General features: G+C 67.4%; 28 protein-coding genes and 1 tRNA gene. 10 read left to right on the forward strand and 19 right to left on the reverse strand.

Annotated elements, in window-relative coordinates; all coding sequences use genetic code 11:
• From VJ162_RS04145 to VJ162_RS04160, 4 genes are all read right to left on the reverse strand, one after another.
• On the reverse strand, nt 1-390 hold the full coding sequence (locus VJ162_RS04145; RefSeq protein ID WP_262178096.1) for a 30S ribosomal protein S11: 390 nt from the start codon (nt 388-390) through the stop codon (nt 1-3).
• Nucleotides 387-902: a 30S ribosomal protein S4 gene (locus VJ162_RS04150; RefSeq protein ID WP_324662571.1), complete on the reverse strand. Its 516-nt coding sequence runs from the start codon at nt 900-902 to the stop codon at nt 387-389. The genes VJ162_RS04145 and VJ162_RS04150 overlap by 4 nt, the downstream gene beginning before the upstream one ends.
• Entirely contained in the window at nt 902-1,429 is a 528-nt protein-coding gene (locus tag VJ162_RS04155; RefSeq protein ID WP_262178101.1) for a 30S ribosomal protein S13, read from the reverse strand. Before VJ162_RS04155 ends, VJ162_RS04150 begins: the two co-directional genes overlap by 1 nt.
• Nucleotides 1,430-1,447: 18 nt before the next feature.
• A tRNA-Ser gene (locus tag VJ162_RS04160) sits at nt 1,448-1,532 on the reverse strand.
• Between the two features lie 177 nt (nt 1,533-1,709).
• On the opposite strand from VJ162_RS04160, the gene VJ162_RS04165 reads away from it, so the two are divergent.
• Nucleotides 1,710-2,015, forward strand: a complete 306-nt coding sequence (locus tag VJ162_RS04165) for a hypothetical protein (RefSeq protein WP_324662574.1) — start codon at nt 1,710-1,712, stop codon at nt 2,013-2,015.
• A gap of 89 nt (nt 2,016-2,104) precedes the next feature.
• On the opposite strand, the gene moaA is transcribed toward VJ162_RS04165, so the two are convergent.
• Entirely contained in the window at nt 2,105-3,106 is a 1,002-nt protein-coding gene (gene moaA, locus VJ162_RS04170; RefSeq protein ID WP_324662577.1) for a GTP 3',8-cyclase MoaA, read from the reverse strand.
• 297 nt (nt 3,107-3,403) lie between these two features.
• On the opposite strand from moaA, the gene VJ162_RS04175 reads away from it, so the two are divergent.
• Nucleotides 3,404-4,501 carry an Mrp/NBP35 family ATP-binding protein gene (locus VJ162_RS04175; protein ID WP_324662579.1) on the forward strand — a complete coding sequence of 366 codons (1,098 nt, stop codon included), beginning with the start codon at nt 3,404-3,406 and terminating at the stop codon, nt 4,499-4,501.
• A gap of 40 nt (nt 4,502-4,541) precedes the next feature.
• On the opposite strand, the gene VJ162_RS04180 is transcribed toward VJ162_RS04175, so the two are convergent.
• Genes VJ162_RS04180 through cofD form a run of 6 tightly spaced genes read right to left on the reverse strand, consistent with a single transcriptional unit; the run spans nt 4,542 to nt 8,503 of the window.
• Nucleotides 4,542-4,733, reverse strand: a complete 192-nt coding sequence (locus tag VJ162_RS04180) for a 30S ribosomal protein S17e (RefSeq protein ID WP_220587714.1) — start codon at nt 4,731-4,733, stop codon at nt 4,542-4,544.
• A 60-nt stretch (nt 4,734-4,793) separates the two neighbouring features.
• On the reverse strand, nt 4,794-5,294 hold the full coding sequence (locus VJ162_RS04185; protein ID WP_324662581.1) for a hypothetical protein: 501 nt from the start codon (nt 5,292-5,294) through the stop codon (nt 4,794-4,796).
• A 50-nt stretch (nt 5,295-5,344) separates the two neighbouring features.
• The gene (locus VJ162_RS04190; protein WP_324662583.1) at nt 5,345-5,932 is read right to left on the reverse strand and encodes a DUF447 domain-containing protein; all 588 of its coding nucleotides are present in this window, start codon (nt 5,930-5,932) and stop codon (nt 5,345-5,347) included.
• The gene (locus VJ162_RS04195; RefSeq protein WP_324662585.1) at nt 5,929-6,768 is read right to left on the reverse strand and encodes a triphosphoribosyl-dephospho-CoA synthase; all 840 of its coding nucleotides are present in this window, start codon (nt 6,766-6,768) and stop codon (nt 5,929-5,931) included. The genes VJ162_RS04190 and VJ162_RS04195 overlap by 4 nt, the downstream gene beginning before the upstream one ends.
• Entirely contained in the window at nt 6,765-7,511 is a 747-nt protein-coding gene (locus VJ162_RS04200; RefSeq protein WP_324662587.1) for a tRNA-dihydrouridine synthase, read from the reverse strand. The genes VJ162_RS04195 and VJ162_RS04200 overlap by 4 nt, the downstream gene beginning before the upstream one ends.
• Nucleotides 7,511-8,503 carry a 2-phospho-L-lactate transferase gene (cofD, locus tag VJ162_RS04205; protein WP_324662590.1) on the reverse strand — a complete coding sequence of 331 codons (993 nt, stop codon included), beginning with the start codon at nt 8,501-8,503 and terminating at the stop codon, nt 7,511-7,513. The genes VJ162_RS04200 and cofD overlap by 1 nt, the downstream gene beginning before the upstream one ends.
• Nucleotides 8,504-8,648: 145 nt before the next feature.
• On the opposite strand from cofD, the gene VJ162_RS04210 reads away from it, so the two are divergent.
• From VJ162_RS04210 to VJ162_RS04225, 4 genes are read left to right on the forward strand one after another with little or no spacing between them, the layout of a single operon-like run.
• Nucleotides 8,649-9,179, forward strand: a complete 531-nt coding sequence (locus tag VJ162_RS04210) for a protein-tyrosine phosphatase family protein (RefSeq protein ID WP_324662591.1) — start codon at nt 8,649-8,651, stop codon at nt 9,177-9,179.
• Nucleotides 9,180-9,227: 48 nt separating this feature from the next.
• On the forward strand, nt 9,228-10,451 hold the full coding sequence (locus VJ162_RS04215; protein ID WP_324662594.1) for an HD domain-containing protein: 1,224 nt from the start codon (nt 9,228-9,230) through the stop codon (nt 10,449-10,451).
• Between the two features lie 21 nt (nt 10,452-10,472).
• Nucleotides 10,473-11,492 (forward strand): amidohydrolase family protein, encoded by a 1,020-nt coding sequence (locus VJ162_RS04220; RefSeq protein WP_324662596.1) that lies wholly within the window; start codon nt 10,473-10,475, stop codon nt 11,490-11,492.
• A 59-nt stretch (nt 11,493-11,551) separates the two neighbouring features.
• Complete coding sequence (locus VJ162_RS04225) at nt 11,552-12,010, forward strand: universal stress protein (protein WP_324662598.1); 459 nt, start codon at nt 11,552-11,554, stop codon at nt 12,008-12,010.
• Here the strand turns inward: VJ162_RS04225 and VJ162_RS04230 are convergent.
• The 4 genes from VJ162_RS04230 to VJ162_RS04245 all read right to left on the reverse strand — a co-directional run bounded on the left by VJ162_RS04230 (nt 12,005) and on the right by VJ162_RS04245 (nt 17,220).
• A complete protein-coding gene (locus VJ162_RS04230) occupies nt 12,005-12,946 on the reverse strand; it encodes a biotin--[acetyl-CoA-carboxylase] ligase (RefSeq protein ID WP_324662599.1) in 942 nt (313 codons plus the stop codon). The genes VJ162_RS04225 and VJ162_RS04230 overlap by 6 nt on opposite strands.
• 55 nt (nt 12,947-13,001) lie before the next feature.
• A complete protein-coding gene (locus VJ162_RS04235) occupies nt 13,002-13,640 on the reverse strand; it encodes a DUF6517 family protein (RefSeq protein WP_324662601.1) in 639 nt (212 codons plus the stop codon).
• 85 nt (nt 13,641-13,725) lie between these two features.
• On the reverse strand, nt 13,726-15,576 hold the full coding sequence (locus VJ162_RS04240; RefSeq protein WP_324662604.1) for an acetyl-CoA carboxylase biotin carboxylase subunit: 1,851 nt from the start codon (nt 15,574-15,576) through the stop codon (nt 13,726-13,728).
• Between the two features lie 93 nt (nt 15,577-15,669).
• Entirely contained in the window at nt 15,670-17,220 is a 1,551-nt protein-coding gene (locus VJ162_RS04245; RefSeq protein WP_324662605.1) for an acyl-CoA carboxylase subunit beta, read from the reverse strand.
• A 143-nt stretch (nt 17,221-17,363) separates the two neighbouring features.
• Here VJ162_RS04245 and VJ162_RS04250 point away from each other — a divergent pair, with 143 nt between their 5' ends.
• Nucleotides 17,364-17,987: a uracil-DNA glycosylase family protein gene (locus tag VJ162_RS04250; RefSeq protein WP_324662608.1), complete on the forward strand. Its 624-nt coding sequence runs from the start codon at nt 17,364-17,366 to the stop codon at nt 17,985-17,987.
• A 257-nt stretch (nt 17,988-18,244) separates the two neighbouring features.
• Here VJ162_RS04250 and VJ162_RS04255 read toward each other — a convergent pair whose 3' ends face one another.
• Nucleotides 18,245-18,754 carry a universal stress protein gene (locus VJ162_RS04255; protein ID WP_324662609.1) on the reverse strand — a complete coding sequence of 170 codons (510 nt, stop codon included), beginning with the start codon at nt 18,752-18,754 and terminating at the stop codon, nt 18,245-18,247.
• A 257-nt stretch (nt 18,755-19,011) separates the two neighbouring features.
• The gene (locus VJ162_RS04260) at nt 19,012-19,800 is read right to left on the reverse strand and encodes a helix-turn-helix transcriptional regulator (RefSeq protein ID WP_324662610.1); all 789 of its coding nucleotides are present in this window, start codon (nt 19,798-19,800) and stop codon (nt 19,012-19,014) included.
• A 225-nt stretch (nt 19,801-20,025) separates the two neighbouring features.
• On the opposite strand from VJ162_RS04260, the gene VJ162_RS04265 reads away from it, so the two are divergent.
• Together VJ162_RS04265 and VJ162_RS04270 are read left to right on the forward strand one after the other, a co-directional pair.
• Nucleotides 20,026-20,967, forward strand: coding sequence for a DMT family transporter (locus VJ162_RS04265; RefSeq protein WP_324662611.1), 942 nt, complete (start codon nt 20,026-20,028; stop codon nt 20,965-20,967).
• 45 nt (nt 20,968-21,012) lie between these two features.
• Nucleotides 21,013-21,441, forward strand: a complete 429-nt coding sequence (locus VJ162_RS04270) for a DUF555 domain-containing protein (RefSeq protein ID WP_324662613.1) — start codon at nt 21,013-21,015, stop codon at nt 21,439-21,441.
• 43 nt (nt 21,442-21,484) lie between these two features.
• Here VJ162_RS04270 and VJ162_RS04275 read toward each other — a convergent pair whose 3' ends face one another.
• Nucleotides 21,485-21,721: a UPF0058 family protein gene (locus VJ162_RS04275; protein ID WP_324662616.1), complete on the reverse strand. Its 237-nt coding sequence runs from the start codon at nt 21,719-21,721 to the stop codon at nt 21,485-21,487.
• 175 nt (nt 21,722-21,896) lie between these two features.
• On the opposite strand from VJ162_RS04275, the gene VJ162_RS04280 reads away from it, so the two are divergent.
• Nucleotides 21,897-22,307: a translation initiation factor IF-2 subunit beta gene (locus VJ162_RS04280; protein ID WP_324662618.1), complete on the forward strand. Its 411-nt coding sequence runs from the start codon at nt 21,897-21,899 to the stop codon at nt 22,305-22,307.
• Between the two features lies 1 nt (nt 22,308).
• Here VJ162_RS04280 and VJ162_RS04285 read toward each other — a convergent pair whose 3' ends face one another.
• Nucleotides 22,309-22,488 (reverse strand): DUF7836 family putative zinc-binding protein, encoded by a 180-nt coding sequence (locus VJ162_RS04285; protein WP_324662619.1) that lies wholly within the window; start codon nt 22,486-22,488, stop codon nt 22,309-22,311.
• Nucleotides 22,489-22,519 lie beyond the last annotated feature (31 nt).

The following is a 22,519-nucleotide window of genomic DNA, read 5'->3' on the forward strand; positions in this document are numbered from 1 at the left end:
TTAGAATCCGGAGTTCTTTGGCGCGCGGGTGCCGTCGTGGGGCGTCGGCGTGACGTCCTCGATACGGCCGATTTCCAGTCCCGCTCGGGCCAGCGCTCGGATGGTGGCCTGGGCGCCCGGGCCGGGGGAGGTCTGCTGGTTCCCACCGGGGCCGCGGACGCGAACGTCGACGCCTTCGACGCCGCGGTCCAGCGCCTTCTCGGCGACGACCTCGGCCATCTGCATCGCCGCGTAGGGCGAGGCCTCGTCGCGGTTCTGCTTGACGACCGTCCCGCCGGAGCTCTTTGCGAGCGTCTCCGCGCCGGTCTGGTCGGTGATGGTGATGATGGTGTTGTTGAACGATGCGTGGACGTGGGCGACGCCCCAGATGTCTTCGGTTTCCTCGCTCATTCTTGGGCCTCCGCGCGCTCAGGATGCAGTTCGTCCGACAGCGAGCTGTTCTCGTCGAAGCCGACCGAGCTCTCGACGGCCACGTCGACCTTCATCGACGGCCGGGTGACGCGTGCGTCGTCGAGTTCGATGTGGCCGTGGACGATGAACTGTCGCGCCTGCTCGGGCGTGTTCGCGTAGCCCTTGCGGTAGACGACCGTCTGGAGCCGGCGTTCGAGGACGTCGGTGACGTCCAGGGACAGTACGTCGTCCAGCTGGTCCTGCTCGTTGAGGATGCCGTAGCGTTTGAGTCGGGCCAGGAACTCCTCGGCTTCGAGGTCGGTCCCCTCGGTGCTGCCCAGCAGCTTCCGGGCCTCGCGGCGGTAGCCACGCAGCTCGGACTGGGCGCGCCAGAGCTCCTCCTTGTTTTTCAGGCCGTAGCGGCCCTTGAGGTTGCTCTCATCGGCGATTCGTTCACCCTGATAGGGGTGGTTCGGCGTCTCGTAGAACTTCGTGTTGGAACCGAGTGCCATTATTCGTCATCCTCCGCGGCGGCTTCCTCAGCCTGTTCTTCCTTGATGGCCTCGACGTTGACGCCGATGGTCCCCTCGGTACGACCGGTGGACTTGGTCCGCTGACCCCGTACCTTCTGGCCGCGCTTGTGGCGGACGCCGCGGTAGGAGTCGATCATCTTCATGCGGTTGATGTCCTGCCGGCGGGTGAGCTGGAGGTCGTTACCCGTCTCGTGGGTGGTCTCGCCGGTGAAGTAGTCCTTCTGGTGGTTCGTCATCCACTCGGGGACGTTGTCGGCGAAGTTCTGGACCTGGTCGACGACCTCGTCGATGACGTCGTCGTCCAGCTTGCCAAAGACCGCGCGACGGTCCACGTCAGCGCGCTGGGCGATGATGCGGGCGGCGCGGTGGCCGATGCCGTTCAGTTCTGTCAGTGCTCGCTCGACGGACTTGGTGCCGTCGAGGTCTGTCTGTCCGATGCGAACGAAGTAGCGGATGTCCTCCTCCTCATCCGCGTCCTCGCCCGCGTCTGGGTCTTCTGCACTCATATCTTGTATTGGGGTGAGCGTCGTGGCTGGGATTCGAACCCAGGAGGCTGTACGCCACAGAGTTAGCAACCCTGCGCCTTGGGCCAGGCTTGGCTACCACGACACGCTTGCTTGATACTCGCGCCCGCAGCACGCGGACTCGGGAGCCGACCCCCCTACACGAGTCTGTTCGTACGTATCCCGGGGTTGTATTTAAACGCAACGAAGGGGCGCGGGCGCGTGAGAGCTGGCCATGAGCCCGTGTCACAAGGCAGTAGTGGCCGCCGGCCCTGCGGACGATATGGACGACAGCACACCCGGAAATGTGGCAATCGAGCCAAGCGACAGGGGGACACTTCGCCGGCACCTCGAACGGTTCGCCGGGGAGAACCGCGTGACCGAGGCCTCGGACGGGACCCTCACCGCCGAGTTCAGCGGGTCGACGTACTTCTCGGTCGACCCCGACGGGCGTGTACAGGGTGGCATGCCCCTCCACGGTTTCGACGGGCCCGCGGACCAACTCCAGTTCGACGACGAGAGCGGCGAGATACACGTCTCATCTGGCGACGGGCGGGTCAGTTACACCTTCCGTCGGCCGTCACGCTGACCGGACCCCGCGGAGCTCGTACTGGTGGCTGTACGGTCGTATCGATGGTCGCGGTGGCAAATTCCGTCAGTTTGGTACAGCCACCAGTATCAGTCGTCGTCAGCGGCCAGCGGCTCCCGCTCGACGTACTCCTCGTTGACCACCCACTCGCCGGCCTCGTTCCGGACCAGGTACTCGCCGTAGTACGGCACGCGATTCGCGGCTGTTTCCCGAAAGGTCTCGCGAATCTCGTCGCTCGTCATCTCGCCCATCGACCGCAGGTCGTCGGTGCGGTTCAGACAGCCCTTCAGCTTCCCATCGTGTGTCACGCGCACGCGATGGCAGTTATCACAGAAGTCGGTGTTCTCCACGGGGTCGACGATTTCGACCATCCCCTCGCCGTCGCCGTTCTCGGCGCGTACCCAGTAACGGGTGCGGTCGTGCATCTCCCGGCTCTCGACGCGGTCGGCCCGCTGGGCCAGCCAGTCGTGGACCCGCTCGATGTCGATGGCCCACTCCGGGCGGCCGACGAGTTCGGGCATGTACTCGATGAGCTGCAGTCGGAGGCCGTCGTTTCGCGCGACGTGGTCGACCATCTCCGGGACGTACCCCGCCGTCGGCTCGAAGACGACCATGTTCAGTTTCACCGGGTCCAGCCCGGCAGAAAGCGCCGCTTCGACCCCCTCGATGACCCGCTCGTAGGCACCACTCTGGGTTATCTCGGCGAACGCCTCCCGGTCGAGCGCGTCCTGAGAGATGTTCACACGCTCCAGCCCAGCGTCGACGAGGTCCGGCGCGCGGCCGGGGAGGAAGGTGCCGTTGGTCGTCATCGACACCGCCATCCCGTCCGGCGTCCGGCGGATAATCTCTTCCAGGTCACCGCGCAGCATCGGCTCGCCGCCGGTGAACTTGACCGCCTCGACGTCGAACTCCCGGGCGACTTCGAGGAACCGGACCACGTCGTCGGTCTCCATCTCGTGGTCCCGCGCGTCCATCGGCCCGCGGGTGTCTCCAAGCCCCTCGTTGTGACAGTAGACACAGTCGAAGTTACACCGGTCCGTCAGCGAGACCCGGACCTGCGTGACTTCGCGGCCGTGGCCGTCCTCTAGCACGTCCCGTGGTACTGCGCGCAGCCGCTTAAAACGACACAACGGTGCTAAATCTGACCCGGGAGACTATCGCCCCGCTCGCGTTCTGGAGATGCCGACCGCAGGGAGGCATCTCGCTGCTCCACGGCTCACTTCGTTCACCGTTTCGCTACGAGGGACCTCACTCCGTTCGGTCCCTCGCCCTGCTCGCGGGTCACTCCTTGCTCGCGGTTACACCGTTCGCTCGTTCGGAGCCGTCTCACGCTGTTCGACGGCTCCTACGTCACAATCCTTATCGCACCTCCGTGGCCTACCGGACGTATGAACGAAGCCGATGTGCGCGAGCGGCTCCGGGCCGTCGAGGACCCGGATCTGGGCGACGACATCGTGGCGCTGGGGCTCGTAAACAGCATCGATATCGACGACGAGGAGATACGCATCGACCTCGCGCTCGGTGCGCCCTACTCACCGACGGAGACAGGGATGGCCAACGAGGTCCGTGAAGCGCTTTCGGACCTCGACCGCCGGGTCGACCTCTCGGCGAGCGTCGACCGCGGTGTCAGCGAGGAGGAAGACCCGCTCCCGAACGTCAGCAACGTCATCGCCGTGGCCTCGGGGAAAGGCGGCGTCGGCAAGTCGACCGTCGCCGTCAATCTCGCCGCCGGCCTCTCGCGCCTCGGCGCTCGCGTCGGCCTGTTCGACGCCGACGTGTACGGGCCCAACGTGCCGCGGATGCTAGACGCCGACGAGTCCCCGCAGGCCACCGAGGACGACGAGATAATCCCGGTCGAGAAGTACGGGATGAAGCTGATGAGCATGGACTTCCTCGTCGGCAAGGACGACCCGGTCATCTTCCGTGGCCCGATGGTCGACAACGTGCTCACCCAGCTCTGGTCGGACGTGCTGTGGGGCACGCTCGACTACATGATCGTGGACCTGCCGCCGGGCACCGGCGACACCCAGCTGACGATGCTCCAGCGGGTCCCCGTCTCGGGGGCCGTCATCGTCACCACGCCACAGGAGGTCGCCCTCGACGACGCTCGAAAGGGACTCCGGATGTTCGGCCGCCACGAGACGCCGGTGCTCGGTATCGTCGAGAACATGTCCACGTTCGTCTGTCCCGACTGCGGGGGCAGCCACGACATCTTCGGGAGCGGCGGGGGCCACGAGTTCGCCGACGAGACCGACATGCCGTTCCTCGGCGAGGTGCCACTGGACCCCGCGGTCCGCGAGGGCGGCGACAGCGGCGAGCCGCTCGTCATGGACGACGAGAGCGCGACCGGCGACGCGTTCCGCGAGATAACCGCAAACACCGCCAACATGCAGGGAATCATCCACCGCAAGCGCCAGTCAGACAGCCGGACCTCCCCCGCGGGGCAGGCAAGCGACGGCGAGGCGGAGAGCCAGCCCGAACAGTAGCCGTCGCTGGGGCCCCAGAGTACAGTAGAGAGAAGACCGATTACGCTTCGACCGGGCGGTTGTACTTGCGCGTGACGTAGCCGGCGATGCGGTTACGGACGCCCTTGGACTCGATGTTGGTGACCTCGGTGACGACCTCCTTGTTGTGCTCGAAGTCGGCGCCGAAGGCGTCGGGGTACTTCTCCATGATGAGTCGCCCTGTCTTCTTGACGTAGGCGGGTTTGATTGCCATAATGGAGAGTATCCGGTCTGGCATTCAAAAAGGGTTCGACTTTCAGACGGCCGGCGGGGTCTAGTCGCCTATCTGGACCGTCACTGTCGTCTCGGTGGTGTCGTTGAGGCCGACGGTGACCTCGTACTCGCCCGGGTCGTCGGGGTTTGTCACGGCCGGATAGTCCAGCACGACCACGTCGTCGGCCGACAGCTCGTAGCCGGTATCGAGGGTCACGGTAAAGGAGTACTCGTTGTTGTTGACGCCGCTGATGGCGCCGGCGTCGAACTCCTCGTCGAGGGTGCCGGTGTCCCCGGCGTCGACACCGAGCGAGATGGCGTCGTGGCTAGCGCTCTCGACGACAAACTGGTCACGGGGGTACGTCGCCGAGACCGCATCAAGCGTCTGTCCCGCGACGGCATCGGTGGCTGGGACGCGAAGTGTCTGTGAGACGTTGGTCTCGCCAGTACCGCTGTCGTCGGGCTGTACTTCCCCGTCAGAGTCGGAGCCGGAGTCCGTCGAACAGCCGGCGAGCGCGACAGTCGAGGCGCTTGCGGCTGCGATGAACGTTCGTCTGTCCATGGGTTGGCAAGCAAGTGGCCACTTGAGTATTTTCGGGCCGGGCGACCGTGCTACCACTCCGCGTCCACGAGCGCCCGAACGCGCTCGAACGCGGCCAGCTCGCGCTCGCTGCCGGCGGTCTCGACGACCGACTCGAAGTACCGGAGCCGGTCCAGCATCGCCTCGCGGTCGTAGGCCGGCACGTCCAGCCGCGAGGCCGCGACGGTCGCCTCGACGACCGCCGCGTGGCCACGGTTGGTCGTCGGGACGACGCGGCGCTCGATTTTGAATTCCTCGGGGACGAGCGCCCACTCGACCCACGGAGTGCCGCCGTCCTCGCCCTCGTCGAGTCGTTCGACGCTGACTCGCACCCACGCGTCGGCGCTGTCGAGCACCGGCTCGGCCTCCTCGCGGACCGACAGCGCCGCCTCCGCGAAGTCGACCGGGTCGCGGGTGAACTGGACGTGCCCCTCGCCGCGCTCGCGGAAATTCCGCCACGTGCGTGTCCTGCCCCACGTCGTCGCCGTGACCGGTCCGCCGTCCTCGGGTTCGTGTAGTCCCAGCGCGGCGACGTTGTACAGCTCGTTTGGGCCAAGCGTCGTGACGACGGACTCGGTGACGCCGGCCAGCTCGACGGGCCAGTCGGTCGCCCCAGTCACACCACCAGCCCCCGTTCGAGCGCGACAAACAGCGCGCCAGCGACCAGGTCGGCCGTCGTCCCCGGGTTGATGTCGCGGTCGACCAGCTCGTCGGCCAGCGCCGCGGCGTCTTCGTCACCATCGAGCACTGCCTGTGCCCGACGTTGGACCTCGGCTGCCGCGTCGGACCCGTTGCGCGTCACGACGAAGGTGTCGACGTCCTCGGCGAGCAACTCGACGAACGCCCGCGAGACCCGGTCGGGGACCGGCCCGTCGTCGGCCAGTATCGCCTCGGCGGTGTCGAAGACACGACCGAACTCACCGACCCACTCCGCGGCGACGCCGTCCACGTCGGCGCTCCGGGCCATGATATCGAACAGCGCCAGCCCGCGCGCCTCCAGTGTCGGGACCGCCTCGCTCCCGCGTCGCACGTCCAGGGGCTCCATGCCCTCGGGCGGCTCGTCGACGGCCACGTCGACGTGCTCGAAGGCGCGATAGAAGTCGGCGGCGTCGGCGACGGTGGTGTCGCGGGCCACGGTATCCACACCCGAGGGCGTCAGGTCCCCCTCGCTGGCGGCGGCGACCAGCGGCGCAAGCAGGAGCAGGGCGCCAAACTGCGTGTTCCCGGCCGACTGGTCGGCCATGCCGGCGACGGCCCGCTCGAATGCCTGTCCCACGCGCTCGCCGGCTGCCGCGCGTTCGAGCCCCGGACGGGCGCCGACGGCACCGGCCATGAAGTGCTCAAAGCGGAGGTCGTCGAAGTCCCGCTCGCGGTCGACGTTTCCGGGTTTCGGCGACCCGGTGACCTCCAAGAGCAGGGCCAGCTCGGCGTTCTGAACCGGCGTTCGGTCGCTCATGGCGTGGCCTCCCCGGCGACCCAGTCGCCGGCCGTCTCGCGGACCGCCCCCAGCACCTCGGGGTCGTCGCTCGCCCGGCCCACGCTCACGGCGTCGGCGCCGTACTCGAAGTACTCGGTAGCCGTCGCCCGGCCGCGGACGCCGTTGTTGGCAATGACGAACAGGTCGGTCGCCTCGGCGATGTCGGCGACGACGGACTCGGAGTCCATCGCGTCGACGTGGACCGCGTCGGCGCCGGCGGCCTCGATACGCTGAGCCAGCTCGGGCAGGTCGACGCCGTCGACCTCGGCCCGGACCTTCACCGAGACCGCGGCGCCGGTGTCGGCGGCGGCCCGGACCTGCCGGGAGAGCGCGTCGCGGTCCCGCAACAGCGTCTCACCGGCGCCGGCGGCACACATCTCCGCTTGCCGGCAGTGGGCGTTCAGTTCCACAACGGCGCCGTGGTCACGACAGACCGCGGCCACACGTTCGATAGGGCCGGGCGTGGCGCTGCGGACGTTGAACGCCCCCCGGAGCGGGGCCTCGGCCAGCGCGCCGAGCTGTGTGTCGACGAAGGCAGTCGGGTCCTCGGGGAGGAACTCCGAGCGGTCGCGGTCGGTCATGGCGCGGGCCGCCCCGCGGGTGGCCTCGTCCAGCGCGATACCGCCCAGGAAGGCACAGCCGACGTGGTCGGCGACAGCCCGCGCCCAGTCGGCGTCGGCCTCGCCGCTGAGACTCGCCAGCGCGACCCGCGGGCTGAACATCAGGCCACCTCCGCGAGCGCGTCAGCGACGGCGCGAGCCACACGGTCAGAATCGGCCCCGGTGTCCAGCGCGGTGTCCGTCCGGACGACCGGGCGGTCGAGGTCGGTCCCGTCGTCGCTGTCGAGGACGAACGCGTCGGCGAAGGGGTAGGCCTCGGCGACGCCGGCCGTGCTCGGCTCCCGCCCGACGCCGGCCATCAGGTCGGCGGCCGGGCCGGAGAACACCTCGTCCTCGACAAAGGGCGAGACGGCCACGACGGGGGTGTCGACAAGCGCCTCGCGGATGCCGTCGACGGCGAGCATCGGCCCCAGCGACGTGACGGGGTTCGACGGACCGACGACGACCGGGTCGGCGAGGGCCCGGCGGACGGCGTCGGTGACCGACGCAGCCTCGCCGCCGCGGAACTCGACATCTTCGACCGCCGGTTGGCCGCTCCGGCCGACCCACCACTCCTGGAAGTGCATCGGCCCGTCCGGCGTGTGAATCATCGTCGCGACGGGGTCGTCGCTCATCGGGAGCAGTTCGCGGTCGAGTCCGAAGGCGTCAGCCAGCCGCCGGGTGACCGCCGTCAGGGAGTGGCCAGCATCGAGCAGCGAGGTCCGCGTGACGTGGACCGCCCGGTCCCGGTCCCCGATGTGCATGAACTCGGCGACGCCGGAAAAGCGCCGGTGGCGGGCGATATTCCGGCCGGCGGTCTGGGCGTCGGCCGGGAGATACTGGGGTCCCGTCGGGAGGTCGGCCGCCGTCGCCAGTCGGTGGAGTTCGTCGTGTGTCTCCGCGGTGTCGTCGGCGATGCCCCACCACGTCTCCCGGTCGAGTTCGCCGCCGTCGAGAAAGAGCATCGTATCGAGGTCCGGACAGACGAGGAGACCGCCCAGTTCGATGTCGTCGCCGGTATTGGCGACGACCGCGGTCCGCTCGGGCGCGAATACGTCGCCGGCGCCGGCCAGTAGCTTCGGCGTGCCGGTCCCGCCGGCGAGGAACGTAACCATACGCCGAGGTAGGGGAGACGGACTGTATAAACGTGACCCTGCGGCCCCGGCGTCGTATCAGCCGTCTTAGAATCACTGCTGAGAACTGCGCGGATAGACTCAAGACCGTCGGCCCTGACCGTTGACCCGTTGGGGTCATTCCACCGTGAACGCACATCGCTTCGCACCGGCGGCCCCGGACGAGACGTTCGTCTACGGGGCCTGTACGCCCGGCTGGCATTCGGCCGCCAGCCACGACGCCGCTATCGACGACTGGGTCGAGTTCATGCGAGCGGAGGGTATCGAGCGGGTCTGCTGTCTGCTGACTGGCTGCCAACTCGACGACCGCGGAGCCATCCTCGATCACTACGCGGACGCCTTTGGCGAGTCGGACGTCCTGCACGCGCCGGTCCGGGACCACCACCTGGTGCCCGAGCCGATACTGGTCGAGGAGATACTCCCCTTCCTGGCCGAGAGTCGGGAGCGGGAGCAGCCCGTCGTCGTCCACTGTCTGGCCGGTCTCGGTCGGACCGGGCAGGCGCTTGCCGCGTGGCTCGTCTACAATCGGGATTACGGCCCCGAGCGGGCCATCGAGACGGTACGGGAACAGGGACGGGACCCGACTGACGCCGTCAACGCGGGCAACGCGACGGAAGAGGAACTCGTGGAGTTGCTGGGCACCGTCGCCCGGTTGTAGCCACAGTCCGGGAGTACTGTTTTGCCCGGTGGCGGCCAACGGCGTCGTATGACCACCATCAAGGACAGCGTCCACGACCACATCGCGGTCGAGGGCGTCGCCGCCGACTTACTGGAGACCCCGCCCGTCCAGCGGCTCCGCCGGGTCAAACAGCTGGGGACGGTGACGATGGTCTACCCGTCGGCCAACCACACCCGCTTCGAGCACTCCCTCGGTGTGTATCACCTCGCCGACCGCGCGCTCTCTCACCTCGGCATCGAGGGCCGACAGGCCGAACGGGTGCGGGCGGCCGCCCTGTTACACGACGTGGGCCACTCCCCCTACAGCCACAACATCGAGGAGATAGTCCACCGCAAGACCGGGAAGTACCACGACGACGTGGCCGGGCTGCTCGACACCGGGGAGGTGGCACGGGTACTCGCTGACCACGACCTCTCGCCGTCGAAAGTGGCGGGGCTGGTCGGCGGCGAGGGCGAGCTCGGCCAGCTCGTCTCGGGCGAGCTGGACGTCGACCGGATGGACTATCTGGTCCGGGACGCCCACCACACCGGCGTCCCCTACGGCACCATCGACCACGAGCGGCTGGTCCGGGAGCTGCGCTTTGTCGACGGGGACCTGGTGCTTGACGAGGGGAACGTCCAGACGGCCGAGTCGCTGCTGCTCGCGCGGGCGCTGATGAACCCGACCGTCTACGCCCACCACGTCGCCCGCATCGCGAAGTCGATGCTGCGACGGGGGACAGAGCGGCTCCTCCGGGAGACCGACGTGACGGCCGAGGAGCTACGCCGGTGGGACGACTGCGACCTGCTCGTGGGGCTACGGAGTAGCGACGCCACGAGCGCGTACGCCCGTCGGCTGAGCGAGCGGGACCTGTTCAAGCGGGCGGTGTGGGCCGAACGCCAGGCCGTCCCGGACGAGCTACTGGCGGCGGACCACGGCGCGGTCCGCGAGCTGGAGCGGGACATCGCCGAGGCCGCCAACGTCTCGGCGCCGGCCGTCGTCCTGGATATCCCCGCCGAGCCCTCGATGACGGAGTCGTCCAGTCGCGTGCTCGTCAACGGGGAGGTGCGCCGCCTGGGCGAGCAGTCGACACTCGTCAACGCCATCCGGGCCGCGGGGACGGACCAGTGGCGCCTCGGGGTGTACGCGCCGGCGGACGAGAGCGAGCGCGTCGGCGAGGCCGCCGTCCGCGAACTCGGGCTCGACCTCGACGGGACCCGCGTCCGCGACGCGCGCCGGGGAATCCATGCCACCCTCGACGAGTTTAACTGAGCCACGCGGGGAGATTGGTGTATGATTATCGAGGGGACCGTCCTCCGCGGGCGCGAGTTCGAGCCGGTCGAGGGCCGCGTCGTCGTCGAGGGCGGCGAGATAACGGCCGTCGAGGAAGCCGGCGTCGACAGCGACGCCATCGTCTGTCCGGCCTTCGTCAACGCCCACACTCACATCGGCGACTCCATCGCCAAGGAGGCCGGCGAGGGGCTCACGCTGGAGGAGCTGGTCGCCCCGCCCGACGGGCTGAAACACCGCCTGCTCAGGCAGGCCGACAGAGCGGAGCTGGTCGCGGCGATGGCCCGGTCGCTGTCCTACATGGAGCACGCGGGCACCGGCGCGTTCGTGGAGTTCCGCGAGGGCGGCGTCGACGGCGTGGACGCCATCGGGGCGGCGCTTTCCGGGTCGGACCTGGAGGGTGTCGTGCTGGGCCGCGAGACGGTCGAGGCGATGGAGCTGGCCGACGGCTTCGGCGCCAGCGGGGCCACCGACGCGGACTTTACCGCGCAGCGGCGAGCGACCCGCGAGGCCGGGAAGCTCTTTGGCATCCACGCGGGCGAGGTCGACAGCGCCGACATCAACCCCGCACTGGACCTCGACCCCGACTTCCTGGTCCATATGGTTCACGCCGAGCCGCTCCACCTGGAACGGGTCGCCGACAGCGAGATTCCCGTCGTCGTCTGCCCCCGGTCGAACTGCACCACCGGCGTCGGCCAGCCGCCGGTCGAGGCGCTGGCCGAGCGGACGACCGTCGCGCTGGGCACGGACAACGTCTTTCTCAACAGCCCCTCGATGTTCCGCGAGATGGCCCTTACCTCGCAGCTGTATGACCTCTCCGCCCGCGAAATCCTGCGCATGGCAACGGTCAACGGCGCCGAAATCGCCGGACTGGACGGCGGCGGCGTCGAGTCCGGCCGGCCCGCCCGCCTCTGCGTGCTGGACGGGGACTCGGACAACTTAAGCGGGGTCCGCGACCCGGTCCGTGCAGTGGTCCGGCGGGCCGAGACCGCCGATGTCGAACGGACCGTCCTGTCCGTGTGAGCTGCCAGCGGTGTGTTATCACACCAACAACTATGCTGTCGGCCGTCCAACAGTCACACATGTACGACCGGATACTGGTACCGACCGACGGGTCGGACGGCATGGAACCCGCCGTCGACCACGCGCGGGACCTCGCCGCAGTCCACGGCGCGACGTTGCACGGGCTGTACGTCGTCGATACCGGTAGCTTCGCGACGCTCCCGGTCGAGACGACGTGGGAGGGCGTGTCGGGACTGCTGCGGGAAGAGGGGGAGCAAGCTGTCTCGGCGTTCGCCGAGATGGCCGGCGATGTGCCCGTCGAAACCGCCATCAGGGAGGGCAACCCCAGCCGCGAAATCGTCGACTACGCCGACGAGTTCGACTGCGACACCGTCGTCATGGGGACCCACGGCCGTGGCGGCATCGACCGACTGCTGCTTGGCAGCGTCGCCGAGCGCGTCGTTCGCACTGCCCCGGTTCCGGTGGTGACGGTCCCGGTCGGCGAGCCCGAGCGCGCCGGAGAGCACGTGAAGTCATAGCGGGCGGAGGTGGTCGCAGTCGCCGGCCGCGACGGTGACGCGCTTTTCCCCGGTGTCGACGACCAGCGACCCCGGATACTCGATGTCGACGGCCTCGCCCCTGATTTCGCCGTCGGGGGTGTCGATGCGGACTCGCCGCCCCAGCGTCGCGGCGTACTCGCGCCAGGCATCGAGGATGGTCTCGGGGTCGGTGCCGACGGTGTCGAACGTCTCCAGCACCCGCTGGGTGAACCGCCGCCGGTCGACCGGCTCGCCCCGGACAGCCGAGAGACTCGTCGCGTTGGCCTCGCTCGGCAGAGCGTCGGGGTCGACGTTGGCGTTGATGCCGACACCGACGACCACCCACGAGACGCGGTCGGCTTCCCCCTCCATCTCCGTGAGGATGCCGACGAGTTTCCGCTCCTCGCCGTCGACCTCGACGAGCACGTCGTTGGGCCACTTGATGACCGCCTCGACGCCCGCCTCCCGGGCCGCACGGGTCACCGCGACGGCGGCCGCGAGCGTAAACACCGGCGCCGCCGCCATCGGCACGTCGGGCCGAAAGAGGACCGACAGCCAGATGCCGCCACTGGGGGAGTGCCAGGTCCGGTCGAGGCGGCCGCGGCCGCCGGTCTGTTCGTCGGCCAGTACCACCACGTCGCTCGCGCCCTCGTCGGCGAGCTCCCGGGCGCGGGCGTTCGTGCTCGGGATGGCGTCGTGGTACTCTATCTCGAAGGGCGCGTCGAGTTCGTAGGCCACGGCCGGCCCGCCGAAGTCGGGGACCCCGGTGAGCGCGTAGCCGTCGTCCTCGCTCGCGATAGCGAACCCCGCCTCCCGGAGCGCCTCGACGTGCTTCCAGACGGCCGCACGGGAGACGTCGAGTCGCGACGCGATATCGGGCCCGGAGACCGGTCCGTCGGCGATGGCGGCGAGCACCCGCTCGCGTGTCTCGTGCATGGGTCCCGCTTGGCCCGGTGGCCTCAAAAAGCGCGCGCCATCGCCGACGGCCGAGCTAGTGGTCGACCTCGCGGACGAGGGCCTCGGTGTCTCCGCTCGTCGCCGACAGGTCGGCGCCGTTCAGCCCCCGGATGCCGACCGCGACGACGTAATCGCCCTCGTGTTCGACTGTCGCGACGCTGACGACCACGTCGTGGGCCTCGCCGTCGTCGCCGTCCATGGTCGCGTTGAACACCCGCATGTCGGCCTCCGTCCCCAGCATCGTGACCTGTCGCGTCTCCCGCTCTTCGACGTCAGTCAGGTTCCCGTACTGATCGAACTGCCCGGAGAACTCCGTCAGGAGGTCCCGCTGTGACCAGCCGGCGACCGGGTTCATCTCCTGGCCGGCCAGCCGGACCTGGGGCGAGCTGACGACGGCGAACGTCGCCCCGGGCGAGCCGTCCGCGGTCCGGGCGACGAACAGCTCCCCGCGGTTCGAGACCGTCACTTCCCGCTCCTGCCCGGCGGCTTCGACAGAGCGGGTGACGTTTTGCCACTCAGTCGTGTTGTGGGTGTAAGCCAGTTCGTCCGCCCCGGTTACGTTCGCTTCGCCCGCGACGAAGTCGCTCTCCTCCTCCAGAGCCAATCCAGTACACCCGGCAACTGACAGGAACAGGCAGACCGCGAGGACCGCTCCAGTCCGTCTGAGTCTCATCCCGAGGAACTCTCCCGGTGACTGTTATAGGGTTTTTGAGACGCAGCTGGAACCGCAAGCGGTGACAGCGATAGGGACGGAGCCGCTACTCCGAGCCGATGACAAAGAGCAGATCGCCCATGTCGACGGAGTCGCCCTCGCCGACGGCGATGTCGTTGATGACGCCGCCCCGCTCGGCGACGATGTCGTTTTCCATCTTCATCGCCTCCAGCACACAGAGCACGTCGCCGGCCGCGACCTCGTCGCCCTCGTCGACGCTCACTTCCAGGATAGTCCCTTGCATCTCCGCGGTGACCTCCTGGCCCTCCACGCTGGAGCCGCCTCCGCCCCCCGAGCTGTCGCCGCCGCCGGACCGGTCCGGCCGACTGGCGCCGCCCGACGTGTCGACATCGCCGACGTCGATGGGCGGTGCGCCGTGTTCCTCGAGGTCCACGTCGAATCGCTTCCCGTTGACCTCGACGGTGAACTCCCGCTCGACGACCTCCTCGTCCTCGTCGGCGTCGCTCGGTTCGGTCTCAGTGCCCCACCGCTCCTGAGCGGCCTCGATGCGCTCTTTTTCGAGCGTCTCGTCGAGGTACTTTGTCGTGTGTGTCGAGTTGACGAACTCCTCGTCGGTGAGCATCAGCCGGTGGAAGGGGATGACCGTCGGGAACCCCTCGACGTCGAACTCGGCCAGCGCTCGTTTCCCGCGTTCGATGGCCTCGTCGCGGTCGGCGCCGGAGACGATGAGCTTCGCTATCATCGAGTCGTAGTCGGTGACGAGCTCGTCGCCCTGTCGCAGGGCGTCGTCCATCCGGACGCCGATGCCGCCGGGCGGGTCGTACACCTCCAGCTCGCCGCTGTTTGCCGGGGCGAAGTCCTTCGCGGCGTTCTCGGCGTTGATGCGGAACTCCATCGCGTGGCCCTCGATCTCGACGTCGTCCTGGTCGAAAGAGAGCAGTTCGTCCTGGGCGACCCGAATCTGCCACTTGACGATATCGATGCCGGTTATCTCCTCGGTGACGCAGTGTTCGACCTGGATGCGCGTGTTGACTTCGAGGAAGTAGAAGTTCGCGTCGGGACCGAGCACCTCGTCCGGGCCGCGGTCGGTATCCTCCTCGACGAGGAACTCGACGGTGCCGGCGTTGTAGTAGTCGGCCGCGCGGACGCCGCGGCGGGCGGCCTCGCCGATCTTCTCGCGGAGTTCGTCCGAGAGGGCGGCCGAGGGACCTTCCTCGATGACCTTCTGGTGACGGCGCTGGAGCGAGCAGTCCCGCTCACCCAGATGGCGGACGTTGCCCTCGTGGTCGGCGATGATCTGGACCTCGATGTGGCGCGGGTTCTCAAGGTACCGTTCCAGATAGACGGAGTCGTTCGAGAAGTACGCCTCGCCCTCGCGTTTCGCGGATTCGAGTTGCTCCTCGGCCTCCTCGGCGCTGTGGACGATCTTCATCCCGCGGCCGCCGCCGCCGCCCTCGGCCTTGATGGCGATTGGGAACCCGTTTTCCTCCCCGAACTCGATGACTTCCTCGGGCTCGGTGACCGGGTCGGTCGTCCCGGGGACGATGGGGACGTCGGCGTCCTGCATGATGTTTCGGGCCTTGGTCTTCTCGCCCAGTTTCTCCATCGCGTCGCCCGCGGGACCGATCCACGTGATCCCCTCCGCGGCCTCGACTTTGCGGGCGAAGTCGGCGTTCTCGGCGAGGAAGCCGTACCCGGGGTGGATAGCGTCGGCGTCGGCCTGCTGTGCCGTCTCGATTATGGCCTCCTGGTCCAGATAGGAGTCGGCGGCCCGGGCCGGGCCGACGTTGTACGCCTCGTCGGCGTAGCGAACGTGTCCGGAGTGTTTGTCCGCCTCGGAGTAGACCGCGACTGTCCCGATGCCCAACTCGTCGCAAGCGCGCATGACGCGGACCGCGATTTCCCCGCGGTTGGCGACGAGCACCTTATCAAACATACTCGCTCATACTGAGACTCGCCCCATAAAACTAGGCGGATTTACCGCCGCCGATTACCCATGAGGGAAGTGACCGGCGCGAGTTGGCCGTCGCTACAGCGGGATGTTGCCGTGTTTCCGGTCGGGCTGGTCCTTGCGCTTGTTCCGCAACAGCTCCAGGTCCGAGATGAGCCGCGGGCGCGTCTCGGCGGGCTCCAGCACGTCGTCGACGAATCCCCGTTTGGCGGCGGTGTAGGGGTTCGCGAAGGCGTCGCGGTACTCGTCTATGAGCTGCTGGCGGCGGGCCTCGACGTCGTCTGCGTCTTCCAGCTCGTCGCTGTAGAGGACGTTGACCGCGCCCTGTGGCCCCATCACCGCGATCTCGGCCATCGGCCAGGCGTAGTTGACGTCCGCGCCGATGTGTTTCGAGGCCATCACGTCGTAGGCACCGCCGTAGGCCTTGCGCGTGATGACCGTAAGCAGCGGCACCGTCGCTTCGCTGTAGGCATAGAGCAGCTTCGCGCCGTGAGTGATGATACCGTTTTTCTCCTGGTCTTTCCCGGGCATGAACCCGGGCACGTCGACGAAGGTGACGATGGGGATGTTGAAGGCGTCACAGAAGCGGACAAAGCGGGCGCCTTTCTTCGAGGCGTCGATGTCGAGCGTCCCCGCGTTGACCCGCGGCTGGTTCCCGACGACGCCGACCGAGTGGCCGTCCAGCCGGGCGAACCCGGTGACGATGTTCCGGGCGAAGCTCTCGCCGACCTCGAAGAAGGAGTCCTCGTCGAGGACACTGCCGATGACGTCGGTCATGTCGTAGGGCTTCTGTGGGGCGTCCGGCACAGTGTCGGCCAGGCTCTCGTCCCGCCGCTCGGGGTCGTCCCAGGGCTCGACCCGTGGCGGGTCCGCGACGTTGTTCGGCGGGAGATAGGAGAGCAGGTAACGGATGTCATCGAGCGCGTCTTTCTCGTCGGCGGCGGTGAAGTGTGCGACGCCCGACTCGGTCGAGTGGGTCTTCGCGCCGCCGAGCTCGTCAAAGCCCACCTCCTCGCCGGTGACCGTCTCGATGACGTCCGGCCCGGTGATGAACATGTGGCTTGTCTCCTCGACCATGTAGACGAAGTCGGTGATAGCGGGGGAGTACACCGCGCCGCCGGCACACGGCCCCATGATGGCCGATATCTGGGGGACGACGCCGCTCGCTTTCTGGTTCCGGTGGAAGATGTCGGCATAGCCGGCAAGCGAGTCGATGCCCTCCTGGATGCGCGCGCCCGCCGAATCGTTCAGCCCGATGATGGGCGCGCCGTTCTCGATGGCCTTGTCCATCACCTTACAGACCTTCTGGGCGAACGCCTCGCCCAGCGACCCGCCGAAGACGGTGAAGTCGTGGGCGAAGACGTAGACGCGCTCGCCGTTTACCTTCCCGTAGCCGACGACGACGCCGTCGCCGGGGACGTGTTTCTCGTCCATGTCGAAGTTCGTCGAGCGGTGTTCCCGCAGGGCGTCTATCTCGACGAAGCTGCCGTCATCAAGGAAGTAGTCGATGCGCTCGCGGGCGGTGAGTTTCCCCTTCTCGTGTTGGGCCTCGATACGCTCTTCGCCGCCGCCTCTTTCGGCCGCGGCCTTGCGCTCGCGGAGCTCTTCGATACGGTCCTCGTGGCTCATCTTCGGTCACCCGTCCGGGACCCGAACATACCGGTGCGTGGAGGGCGGATGAGAAAAGCGTTGCCCGGCAGGCGTGTCACGACTGGTGCCCGACGGTTGCACAAACCGTCGAAGTTTTGACTCCCTCGCTCCTCACACCGCTCGTGAAGAACATCACGGCAACGCTGCACAACCCCTTTGGCTTCGAGGCGCCGTGTGAGCCGTTCGTCCCCGGATATGGCGACGCCAACGCCGACTTCCACGTCATCGGCGACAACCCCCGCGTCCACGGGGGGACCGAGTCGGGCATTCCCTTTACCGGTACAGCCGCCGCCGAGCGGCTCCAGCGGGCGCTCGTCGCCGGCGGCCTGCTCTCGGCGGCCGGGACGCCCCCGACCGTCGAGAAGACGTATCTCTCCTATCTGTACATGTGTGGGGACCGCGACCCCACCGACGAGGACTACGCGGACCACGAGCCCCTCTTCGACACGGAGGTTCGGGCCATCACCTCCCACGTCCTCTTGCCCGTCGGCGAGCGGGCGACGAGACACGTCTTCGCGAACATGACCGCAGAGCCGGCCGACGACGTGGCGATGGACGACCTCCACGCGACCGAGGTCCGGGGGAGCGGCTGGCTGGTCTACCCCATCAAGGAGCCCGCCGACTGGACCGACGCCGACGAGGACGCGCTGGTGGCCGCCCTGACGGCGCTGCTGGCGACCGACTACCGCCAGGAGGCCGAACTCGGCCGGTTCCTCCCCGGCGACGACGTGTGGCGCGTCCGGTAATCACCGGCCACACCAAACTGAGCGTCGGCACAGCGACTGCTACGCCCGCTTTACCGCGATGAGGCTTGGCGATGCCGGGAAAGCGACGGCGCGGACCGTCAACGCGGCGACGTCGTTGGTTCCGGACACCGCGACTCATCCGGGCAGTGTGCGTACGTACACGGCGTCCGCGTTGACTTCCGGGTGGGTGACTGTCGTAGCAGGCAGCGCCGGCAGATCTGTTCAGATGGGGCCGGTGTGGACCGGACGGTGGTGGACTACTCCGGGAGATAGAAATCGGATTTCGACTTTCTGTGTGGTGAACTGTCCTTGAGTTTGGCGATTTTGGCAGGACTTCGGTGCCGTACAATGACGACATCGTAGGCGTCGTCGGCTGCAACAGTGCTCCCGACGCTACTCACCGTTGTAACGATATGGCCTGCGTTGTCACTGCCGATGAAGACCATCGATGCGTCTTCTTCCCGCGCTCCCTTCCGGACGCGCTTCGCGATAGCACCGGACCGGGCGGACCGGCCTATCACTTTATGCCGAAAGTTAGCCGCCGGACATAACTCGGTCACCTGTTCGTGTAGCGTTGAGACGACAGATTCCAGATCGAACTCCTCGCCCGGCCTGAGCCAGTCCCGTTTTCGGGCGTATTCCGTATTCTCCTTCGGTATGACGCTCAGAGCTAACACGTTCTCATCAAAGGCGTTCCCGAACTCGGTGGCACGGACAAGTGCCGCCTCAGCCAGTTCTGAGCCGTCAAATGGGACAACGAGTGTCATGGTTTGACGTTCTCAATGTAGAGAAAAAACTAATTACGCTTTTCTCTCATGTTGGGAATCAACCGTCGGAGCAGTACAGACGGGGGAAACTCCAGGTCGTGCAAAGCGCCCTCCCCATCTCTCGTGTGCGGGCGCTGGCACGGCCGGATAGAGAGACCGGGCCAGGCTGTCGACGAACTGGCGGAAGCCGCTCCCTGCCGAGTGGGGAAAACCGGTCCGAGCGGACAGCCGGGGGGACGAGACGCCGGCGTCCGGGACTACTCGCTTAGGTCCTCGGCCGTCAGCGGGTCGGAGTGAACGCGGTAGTGTTCGTAGCGTCGTTCGGCCCACTCCCTGACGGCGGCGTCGGTCGTGTCGACCGACGCCTGCACGACCCCGCTGTCGTCCCGGACCAGGATATTGACCACGTCGTCGGCGATTGTGACGGCCACGGGGATATCGTCGTGGGCGACGCGGATACCGGCCGACGGGTCCGAGACAACGCGGCTGAGCCGGGCCCGGAGCGTCTCGTCGGCGGTCAGCGAGTCGACGGCCTCGCGGGTGAGCACCGCCTCGAACTCCCGGTCACCGAGCCCGTCCGCGACGACCGAGAGGCTCTGGTCGTTAAGCGCGTGCGAAAAGGCAGTCACAGAGGCTGCCTCCCGGACGAGTTCCAGCAGCCGCTGGAGCGGCGCGTTCGGGCGCGTCTGGCTCGGCGTGACGATGTTCGCGTCGGCCAGGTGACGGAGGTCGAACTCCATCGCCCCGGTCGGGAGGTAGGCGACGACCTCACGCAGTTCCCGCTCGACCGCCATCACGTCCAGCAGGTCGCGAAAGCCGTCGGCGACGAGCCGTCCGGTCGCCGTCGCCTCGTAGCCACCGCCTACCCGCGTCACCCAGTCGCGCTCCTCGAAGTCGCCGAGAATCCGGCCGAGCGTGGCCTGTGAGGCACCCGTCGCCTCGGCCAGTTCGGACCGACTGCGCCGGCCCTCTGCGAGAGACTCAAGCACCGTGACCCGGTTGGGCGACAGCGCGAGGAACTCTATCTCCGCAAGCGTCTCCTCCATACCGGCTGGTCGCCCGCCCCACACAAACAGGTTCCGTAAGATGAAATCCTTTCATGCCGTGAAAAGCCGTCGAACGGCGTCAGTCCCGCCCCGACGTGTAAGAATTTCTGAACGGACCTATACGGGTGAGACCCGTAGGAAAGCGTACGATGGAACAGTCGCTCTCTCCCGATTCCTCGGTGCAGTATCCCCGTCCTTCCCGCGGTGTGTGGAGGTAACATAACAGTGGTATCACGAAAGACTATCCTGCTCGGTGCGCTGGTAAGCGTTCTCTTCGGCGGGACCTTTGTCGCGACGAAGGCGGGGCTGGACCAGTTTCCCCCGCTGCTGTTCGTAGCGCTTCGCTACGACGTGGCCGCGGTCGTTCTGGGCGGCTACGTCCTGCTCACCCGCTCGGGCGCGGAGCTGCGCCCCCGGACGCGGGGCGACGTCGCCGGCATCCTCGCGACCGGGCTGGTCGCGCTCGGGCTGACCAACGCCCTCCTGTTCGTCGGGCAGGCCGACGCGACGAGCGCTGTCGGCGCTATCCTCTTTAGTCTCAACCCCATCCTGACGCCGGTGTTTGCCGCCCTCCTGCTGGTCGACGAGCGCCTCTCACTGCGTGGCTGGGTCGGCCTCGCCGTCGGCCTGCTCGGCGTCGCGCTGGTGGTCAACCCCGACCCCGCCACGTTCACCAGCGGCGGTATCGGGAAGCTACTCCTCTTTGGCGGAGCGGTGACCGGCGCGCTGGGCAGCGTGCTCATCCGGTGGAGCGACGGCGACCTCGACAGCACCGTTCGGACGGCGTGGGGGCTCCCGCTCGGGGCGGCGATGAGTCACGCCCTGAGCCTCGGTGCTGGCGAGTCCGTCGGCGCGGTCCAGTGGAGCCTCCCCGCGCTGGTCGCGCTGGGCTACGTCGGCGTCTTCGCGGGCGCCGTCGCGTACGTGGCGTACTTTGGCCTGCTGGACCGTGCTGGTGCGACCAACGCGAACCTCGTGTTCTACGTGGTGCCCGTGGTCTCGACGCTTGGCGGGTGGGCGCTGCTGGGCGAGACCATCGCCCCGATGGCCGGCGTCGGCTTCCTCGTCGTCTTTGCTGGTTTCGCAATACTCGGGAGCGAGTCCATCTCCAGCCCGTTCTCGGACGGTCCGCCGCCCCGAAACACCGGCCACGTCGACGCGGACTAGTCAGCCGGGCGAAGCTTCTTACTATTGGCCAGTGAACATACCCCCATGGACTGCAGAGTTGTCGTCGAGGCTGCCGTCCCGGTCTACGACGTGGCCACGGCCGACGAGGCCGTCCGCATCGCCATCTCGAAGACTGGCGAGATGCTCAACCCCGACCTGAACTACGTCGAGATCAACATGGGCGAACGGGTCTGTCCCCACTGCCACGAGACACTGGACCCGGCCTTCATCGCGGCCGACGAGAGCCTGGTCGCGCTCGAACTGGAGATGACGGTGTTCAACGTCGAGCGCGACGAACACGCCTCCCGCATCGCACGGAAAGAGATCGGGCAACGGCTGACGAACATCCCGCTCGATATCGTCGAAATCGAGCAACTCCCCGACGACGAGGCGGAAAGCGACGAAGCGTCCGACCCGGACACACCCGAGGGAAGCGACGTGCTACCGGAGTTCGAGGAGCTCATCGACGAGTAAGGCGGCGGCTACGCGGGACGCTGACGGGAGGAGAAATCGAATCTCAGTCCGCGGCGGCAGAAACCGGCTCTTTCTCGTCGGCAGTCATCTCGGAGGTGATTCCGTTCGCGATGGCGAAGACGGCGGCCTTGTGGTCTGTCTTCGACTTGTGAATCGATGTCGGCTTGACGCCGAGTTCGGCGTACTCGTCGTGTTCCACTTCGGAACCCGACTCGGCTTCGTAGTGGTTCTGTACTTGTGCAAGCAGGCCGTGAAGGTGAATAAGCTCCTGCTTCTTCATGGTCATCCCTTGCTAGAAACCGAGGGGTTATAGTACTATCCTGAGTGGAGTTAACACACTCCGGCGACATGATAGAACGTGAAAGACAGGGTCAGAGACCCGTGAAATCGAGCGCCGGTGATGGACTACCCTCCGAGCTGAAAGGTTTTTCAGGTCGGCCCGACGACCAGCGTGTATGGACTACGACGACATGCTCGACAGAGCGGCGAGCGAGACGGCAGACGTCACGGGCACGGACGAACGCCTCTCCGTTCCCGACCCCGAGGTCCGCCAGGAGGGGTCGGTCACCGTTGTCGAGAACTTCCAGCAGCTGTGTGACAGCCTCGGTCGGGAGCCGTCACACCTGCTCGGATACCTCCAGCGGGAGGTCGGCACCAGCGGCCACATCGACGAGAGCGGCCGTGCCCGGGTAACCGGGTCCTTCGATGCGGCCCGGGTCGGTGACGCCGTCGAAGCGTACGTCGACGACTACGTGCGCTGTTCCGAGTGTGGCCTGCCCGACACGCGACTGGAGACAGAGGGCGGCGCGACCCTGCTGCGCTGTGAGGCCTGCGGGGCGCGCTCGGCCACACCGAGCGAAGACTGAGCTACTGCAACTCTTTTAGCGTCTGCAGGTCGCGGTCGGTCCGGGCGAACTCCGCGAGCCGGCGGCTGGCGTGGCAGTTCGGGCAGTGATAGACGGTGTCGTGAGTCGGCAGCTCAGAGGGGGTCGACTGCCAGTCTTTGGCACACTCAGGACAGACCAGCCGCACATAGGCTTCCTCCATGTGTACCAATGTCACACAGTGAAGTCACAAA

The organism is Haloarcula sediminis (assembly GCF_035656455.1).
In the GTDB taxonomy this organism is placed as follows: Archaea; Halobacteriota; Halobacteria; order Halobacteriales; family Haloarculaceae; genus Haloarcula; species Haloarcula sediminis.

Bases quoted from the DNA above. Each gene is read 5' to 3' on its own strand.
- VJ162_RS04175 (WP_324662579.1), top strand. From the start codon at position 3,404: ATGAACGAAGCCGATGTGCGCGAGCGGCTCCGGGCCGTCGAGGACCCG.
- VJ162_RS04275 (WP_324662616.1), bottom strand. From the start codon at position 21,721: ATGAAGAAGCAGGAGCTTATTCACCTTCACGGCCTGCTTGCACAAGTA.
- VJ162_RS04220 (WP_324662596.1), top strand. From the start codon at position 10,473: ATGATTATCGAGGGGACCGTCCTCCGCGGGCGCGAGTTCGAGCCGGTC.
- VJ162_RS04215 (WP_324662594.1), top strand. From the start codon at position 9,228: ATGACCACCATCAAGGACAGCGTCCACGACCACATCGCGGTCGAGGGC.
- VJ162_RS04155 (WP_262178101.1), bottom strand. From the start codon at position 1,429: ATGAGTGCAGAAGACCCAGACGCGGGCGAGGACGCGGATGAGGAGGAG.
- VJ162_RS04240 (WP_324662604.1), bottom strand. From the start codon at position 15,576: ATGTTTGATAAGGTGCTCGTCGCCAACCGCGGGGAAATCGCGGTCCGC.
- VJ162_RS04285 (WP_324662619.1), bottom strand. From the start codon at position 22,488: ATGGAGGAAGCCTATGTGCGGCTGGTCTGTCCTGAGTGTGCCAAAGAC.
- VJ162_RS04280 (WP_324662618.1), top strand. From the start codon at position 21,897: ATGGACTACGACGACATGCTCGACAGAGCGGCGAGCGAGACGGCAGAC.
- VJ162_RS04270 (WP_324662613.1), top strand. From the start codon at position 21,013: ATGGACTGCAGAGTTGTCGTCGAGGCTGCCGTCCCGGTCTACGACGTG.
- VJ162_RS04260 (WP_324662610.1), bottom strand. From the start codon at position 19,800: ATGGAGGAGACGCTTGCGGAGATAGAGTTCCTCGCGCTGTCGCCCAAC.
- VJ162_RS04165 (WP_324662574.1), top strand. From the start codon at position 1,710: ATGGACGACAGCACACCCGGAAATGTGGCAATCGAGCCAAGCGACAGG.
- VJ162_RS04195 (WP_324662585.1), bottom strand. From the start codon at position 6,768: ATGAGCGACCGAACGCCGGTTCAGAACGCCGAGCTGGCCCTGCTCTTG.
- VJ162_RS04150 (WP_324662571.1), bottom strand. From the start codon at position 902: ATGGCACTCGGTTCCAACACGAAGTTCTACGAGACGCCGAACCACCCC.
- VJ162_RS04235 (WP_324662601.1), bottom strand. From the start codon at position 13,640: ATGAGACTCAGACGGACTGGAGCGGTCCTCGCGGTCTGCCTGTTCCTG.
- VJ162_RS04230 (WP_324662599.1), bottom strand. From the start codon at position 12,946: ATGCACGAGACACGCGAGCGGGTGCTCGCCGCCATCGCCGACGGACCG.
- VJ162_RS04185 (WP_324662581.1), bottom strand. From the start codon at position 5,294: ATGGACAGACGAACGTTCATCGCAGCCGCAAGCGCCTCGACTGTCGCG.
- VJ162_RS04245 (WP_324662605.1), bottom strand. From the start codon at position 17,220: ATGAGCCACGAGGACCGTATCGAAGAGCTCCGCGAGCGCAAGGCCGCG.
- VJ162_RS04200 (WP_324662587.1), bottom strand. From the start codon at position 7,511: ATGTTCAGCCCGCGGGTCGCGCTGGCGAGTCTCAGCGGCGAGGCCGAC.
- VJ162_RS04145 (WP_262178096.1), bottom strand. From the start codon at position 390: ATGAGCGAGGAAACCGAAGACATCTGGGGCGTCGCCCACGTCCACGCA.
- VJ162_RS04225 (WP_324662598.1), top strand. From the start codon at position 11,552: ATGTACGACCGGATACTGGTACCGACCGACGGGTCGGACGGCATGGAA.
- VJ162_RS04180 (WP_220587714.1), bottom strand. From the start codon at position 4,733: ATGGCAATCAAACCCGCCTACGTCAAGAAGACAGGGCGACTCATCATG.
- VJ162_RS04255 (WP_324662609.1), bottom strand. From the start codon at position 18,754: ATGACACTCGTTGTCCCATTTGACGGCTCAGAACTGGCTGAGGCGGCA.
- cofD (WP_324662590.1), bottom strand. From the start codon at position 8,503: ATGGTTACGTTCCTCGCCGGCGGGACCGGCACGCCGAAGCTACTGGCC.